General features: G+C 49.9%; 5 protein-coding genes. 2 read left to right on the top strand and 3 right to left on the bottom strand.

Annotation, left to right across the window (positions count from 1 at the left end; all coding sequences use genetic code 11):
* The 3 genes from FP815_13130 to FP815_13120 all read right to left on the bottom strand — a co-directional run.
* Positions 1-614 (bottom strand): methyl-accepting chemotaxis protein (locus FP815_13130; GenBank protein ID MBA3015867.1); only part of this gene is annotated, 614 nt, incomplete at its 3' end.
* Between the two features lie 107 nt (positions 615-721).
* Positions 722-1,030 (bottom strand): STAS domain-containing protein, encoded by a 309-nt coding sequence (locus FP815_13125; protein ID MBA3015866.1) that lies wholly within the window; start codon positions 1,028-1,030, stop codon positions 722-724.
* A 406-nt stretch (positions 1,031-1,436) separates the two neighbouring features.
* Positions 1,437-3,149 (bottom strand): response regulator, encoded by a 1,713-nt coding sequence (locus tag FP815_13120; protein MBA3015865.1) that lies wholly within the window; start codon positions 3,147-3,149, stop codon positions 1,437-1,439.
* 64 nt (positions 3,150-3,213) lie between these two features.
* Between FP815_13120 and FP815_13115 the strand changes: the two genes are divergently transcribed.
* Both FP815_13115 and FP815_13110 read left to right on the top strand, forming a co-directional pair.
* Positions 3,214-3,975, top strand: coding sequence for a TetR/AcrR family transcriptional regulator (locus FP815_13115; protein ID MBA3015864.1), 762 nt, complete (start codon positions 3,214-3,216; stop codon positions 3,973-3,975).
* Between the two features lie 338 nt (positions 3,976-4,313).
* On the top strand, positions 4,314-5,411 hold a 1,098-nt coding region (locus FP815_13110), incomplete at its 3' end, for an efflux RND transporter periplasmic adaptor subunit (GenBank protein ID MBA3015863.1).

Genomic DNA, 5,411 nt, shown 5'->3' with positions numbered 1-5,411 from the left:
CAAGGGAAAACAAGGAGCGTGACAATGCTGCCAATAATGGTGTTTTGTTTAAAGGAGTTGGATGATTTCAGCATGGCCTGGTCGGTGCTGATGTCGGCACGGCCTTGCTCGCGGATTTTTTTGAGATGCCCCTGGACCTCAGAGAGTGCGGGTAGGGTCTTGGTGAGGTAGATGCTAACGGCCTCAGTTCGGTCCGAGCCTTGTTTTCCCATGGAGGTGTTGATGGCGATAGCGGTTTGATGAAGGTTGGAGTGGGGTTGCTCTAAATCTTTGAGCAGAGGGGCCAGGTGGGGAGCCATAGCTTCCGCTTCGGTGCGACCTTCACCGTAGAGCCATTTGCCGAGGCCGCATTTGTGGTCGTCGGTTTCTACCCCGACCTGGGTTGCTTTGGCATCGACCAGGGCGGTATTTAGTTTGTTGGTCCAAGTCAGGTGGTCAACGACCTTTTGGGCGAGGGTGGCATCCAGGGTGTTGCCGGCAATGACCTCCTTGGCTTTGTGGACTATGGTGTTGATGCCGAAAAAGCTGAGCACCGAGAAAATAATGACTAAGGTCAGGATCGCCCCGAAGCCAGAAGCGATCTTTTTGCCGATGGTGAGGTTGGAAAAGCGCATGTCGGAATCCTTGGTAAAATATTGAAGGAATTAGGGTGAAGAGAGAATGCGGTTTGAGAATAGTATCATGGAGTCACTGGGGGTAGTGTCGACCCCTGCTGTAATTGTTATCGTTTGGCCAGGGAGAACAAGCTGTCCAGTTTGAGTTCGCGGAAGAGTTCAAACAGCATCGGTGAAAGGCCAGTCACCTCTAGACGACTGTTTTTGATCGCCAGATTTTTGTAAAAGAGCAGAATTTTGCCGATACCAGAGCTGCCGATGTGGTCAACTCTGCTCAGGTTGAGCACCACAAAGGGGGTGGGGGCGGTCTGTAACTGACCAAAAGTGGATTTCAACTCTTCTGCTCCTTTTTCGTCAATGGCGCCCTCAACATTAATAACAATCTTTCCTGCTTCATTTTGTATGGCAATATTCATCGTCATGTTCTCCTCTGGGTGATTTAGGTAGGTCCCTGTGCTCAGGGGGTTGCATGTTCCGGGACAGGGTTGTCTTGAAAGACTCGTGGCTGCTGTCGCTTTTGGTCAGAGTCTCTTTTTAATAATTAAAGTAACTACACAGGTTAACGGTAATCAGTTATTGGTTTACGGTTAAAAGAATTATGGTTAGTCATAAATCATCACATGATACTCAATGTCAGTGTGTTCTTAGCCATTGGCAGGACCCAATCGCCGTCAACTGTCAACCGTAAACCGACAACCTGAGCAGTTACTAATTAAAAGTTTATTCTCGGTCAAAGATCAGGCAGACGCCAGTTTTTTTGTAACTTTTTTTGTCTTGCGCACGATTTCACCATTGTGGTGAACAAAAAAATAAATTTCTCGATTATCCTTCTGCCCAGAGGTCATGTTCAAGGCATACCTCGGATTCCTGGTGGGTAATGGGTATGGCAAGGGGATGGCGCCAATTCAGCACCAGGCGGCGGCCTTCTTCCCGCCAAGCCATGGTGTCGGCAAATTTTTTGATGATAAAGGTCCCTCTTCCGTTGGTGGCTGTTAGATTGGCCCCGGTTGTCGGGTTGGGGAGGTCGTGAAAGTTAAACCCTTTTCCCGAATCAATGACTTCAATACTGAAGTCATTGGCGAAACGCCATTTAACAGTGATCGGTTGATCTGTTTTTTTGCGGTTGCCATGTTTCCAGGCGTTGATTACCGCCTCTGACAGAACTATGGAGACTTTTTGTGTTATTGATGCAAAATCACTGACAGCAAGATCTTCGGATATCCTCTTGAACAGATGGGCAATAAGGGAGTCAATATCGGCAAATTCTTTAGAACAGTGGCTGGCGGTTTTGCGGTAGGTCTTGGCTTCGACTTCAAGGGCGATTAGGCTTAAGTCGTCGTCGGTTGTATTGTGTTCACAGAGGGCGGTCATGGCCGCAACGGAACCGCAGAGGTGCGTCAGTAGAGATGGAATAAATAGTGATACCGGAATGTTGGGGTCATCTGCAAGCAGGGACCTGATCTCTTGGATCAGCTCTTGAGGTGACAGGGGTGGATACTTCGATCCGGTATGAACTTGATGCAGTCCGTCGCTGTAGATCAGTAGCTTATCTCCGTGCTGCAAGGGAAATGAGCCGGCGGTGAATCCTACCTCAGCCATAAAGCCAAGGGGCAGGTTGCGGAGGTCTTGATCCTCGCCCGGTAGACTGATTACTTCGCCGTCGCGAAGGACGAGTATCGGAGGGTGTCCGGCCGTGACATAGGTCAGGGTCAAGTTTTGGTGGTCAATTTCCGCCATTATTGCGGTGCAGAATTCATCGGCTTGAAACAGTCCGGAGTTGCAGATGTTTTGGTTCAGCCGGGTGACGATATCATCGAGACTGCGATTTGTCTTGTCAAAAGCCAGGTCGTTGTAGAGTAGATCGGTGATGATGCTGCGCAGCACACAGTTGACGGAGTGACCTGACTGGTCCTTGAGGCTCAGGATAGTTTTGTTGGCCCGCGGGTTGTGTTTCACTAGCAGGTGATCGCCTCCCTCAATATTGCAGGACTTATTGAGAGTTTCAATAAACAGCAGGGTGTTTTGGTTCAGGTCAATCTGTCTGGGGGGGGCGCTGTTGACAACCTTGAGGATATTCCGGGCCAAATTAATGTCGAGGTGCTGCTGGATGACAGTCTCCTCCAGCAGGGCTTTTTGTTGTTTCAGTTCCTCTAGTGAGCGTTTGAGGATCAGGTGATTTTTGACTCGGGCCTGGACTGCGGCTATGTCGATGGGTTTGGTGATGTAATCAATACCGCCGACTTGAAATCCCTGGGTTATGCTGGCGGAATCATCAAGTCCGGTAAGGAAGATAATCGGGATGTCGCGGGTGCACGGTTGCTGTTTTAAGCGGCGGCACACTTCGTATCCGTCTATTCCCGGCATGGTGATATCCAGGAGGATCAGGTCTGGCATCTCCATGGCGACCATGTCCAAGGCATCTTGGCCGTTTGTTGCGATGGCAATCTTGTGTTCTGGCAGGGCGCGGGCCAGAAGCGCGTTGTTTAAGGGGTAGTCGTCAACCAGGAGTATCTTGGAACCGGTCAGATCGCACATGTCATGAAAAGTGTAGTTATGGGTGAATAGTTAATTGCCAGGCGAGTGGGCGGCCAACAAAAAAATGAGTAATTCAGCATACAAAAACGAAAGCTTGAATTGCAAGGGGGAAGTTGAAAAAAGTTACTTTGTAGTATCAGTGGGAGATGCTCTAACGGAAGAGCAGGTTTTTCTTGACGGGGAAGGGGACTTGATTTATCCTAAAAGGAATGAACATTCATTCCGTGTTGACATGCCTATGAATACCACTCAGACAGATAAGCGTGATGCCATTATTCGGGCGACGGTCAAGCTAATCTCGGAGTATGGCTTTCATGGCGCCCCGATGGCGATGGTTGCCAAGGAGGCATGCGTTGGCGCTGGGACAATCTATCGTTATTTTAAAGACAAAGATCATCTGGTCGCGGAAATATTTCTCGGCCTTGATAGTGAACTCAAGAAAACGTTGCTTGTCGAATACGACATGACATTATCTATCCGTGATCGTTTTTTGCACCTGTGTTTGGGAGTATTTCGCTACGGGGTGACCAATCCTAGTGAATTTAAGTTTATTGAGCAATTTTACCACTCTCCATATGGCACCAGTCTGTATCGGGAGAAGTTGTACTGCTGTGCCTGTAAAACAGATGATGATCCGTTGGGGCAGGTTTTTCTTGCCGGGCAGGAGCAGCGGGTCATCAAGGATTTGCCTGTTGCTGTTCTACTGGCGTTGGCGATAGGTCCGATAGTTTTTTTGATCAAGGATCATATCAACGGTTTGGTGCAATTGGGCGAGGGCACAATTACTGATACAATTGCCGCCTGCTGGGACGCTGTGAAGCGGTAAAGAAGGCGGGTGCCGTTTGCATCCGGATCGCTTGAAAAACTACGGGCGCTGTTTTCAGTCTAAAATTGTAACTATTTTTAGGTTAACGGCGATCAGTCATCGGTTTACGGTTTACGGTTGGCAGTTGACGGTTGACGGTGATTGGATCTTGCCAATGGCTAAGAACACACTGACATTGAGTATCATGCGATGATTTATGACTAACCATGATTCTTTTAACCGTCAACCGACAACCTGAGCAAATACAAAGTTTGTAACTTAGATGAGCATAGTTTTGATAAGTATTGCCAAGGTATGGTCGCAATCAATCGCGGATACCCCTTAAAGCGAGTAGAGCCATGATAAAACGTATTGTTATTGCCTTGTTAGGTTTAGCCATTGTCATTGGCGCTATCGCCGGGGTCAAGGTCTTGCAAATTCGCCGCATGATGGAGAACGGGGCCCATCTTGTTCCGCCCCCGACGACGGTGACCAGCGCTACGGTTCAGAGCGAATCGTGGGAGTCAACTCTTACGGCGGTGGGGTCGTTGGAGGCAGAACAGGGGGTTACTGTGGCCAGCGAAGTTCCTGGCAAGATAACTCGCATTGCCTTTATTGCAGGAGTTGAGGTTGCCAAGGGTGATTTGCTGGTGGAACTTGACTCCTCAGTGGAGCAGGCGCAACTTTTGGCGGTGGAAACGACCAGGGATCTGGCCCGAATCACCCGAGAGCGGAGCGCTGCCCTGGTGGCTCAAGGGTTCATCGCCCAGGCAGATTTTGACAGTGTTGAGGCTAGTCTTAAACAAACAGGGGCTCAGGTCGATAATCTTCGTGCCGTTATCGCTAAAAAGGCTATTCGTGCCCCCTTTGCCGGACGTCTTGGCGTTCGGATGGTCAATCTGGGGCAGATGCTGGGTGAAGGTGATCTTATCGTTACCCTGCAGGTCCTTGATCCTCTGTTGATCAATTTTCAGCTCCCTCAGCATGATCTGGCCAAGATCGCCACGGGACTTACCGTGCGAGTGTCTGCTGACGCTTTAGGTGACCGAGAGCTTGTCGGCGCCATCACCACCATCAATCCCAAGGTCGATGACTCCCGCACCCTCCATGTTCAAGCCCGGGTTGCCAACACAGCAGAACTCCTGCGTCCGGGAATGTTTGTCTCCTTGGCTATCGTTTTACCGGAAGAGGAGCAGGTGTTGACGATCCCAGCCACTGCCGTGCTCTATGCTCCTTACGGAGACTCGGTTTTCGTGATCGAGGAGAAACGTGATGAGCAGACTGGGACTGTGTCGAAGGCGATTCGCCAGCAATTCATTCGGCTGGGCGGTAAGCGGGGAGATTTTGTCTCGGTCACCAACGGGTTGCATCAAGGGGAGACCGTGGTGTCAACCGGAGTCTTCAAGCTTCGCAACGGACAGAGTGTGGTGGTCGATAATACCTTGGCCCCGGAATTT

This window comes from Desulfobulbaceae bacterium, from assembly GCA_013792005.1.
Lineage (GTDB): Bacteria > Desulfobacterota > Desulfobulbia > Desulfobulbales > VMSU01 > VMSU01.
The sequence above is the reverse complement of the archived record's forward strand: the minus strand, read 5'-3'. Positions and strand labels throughout refer to the sequence as shown.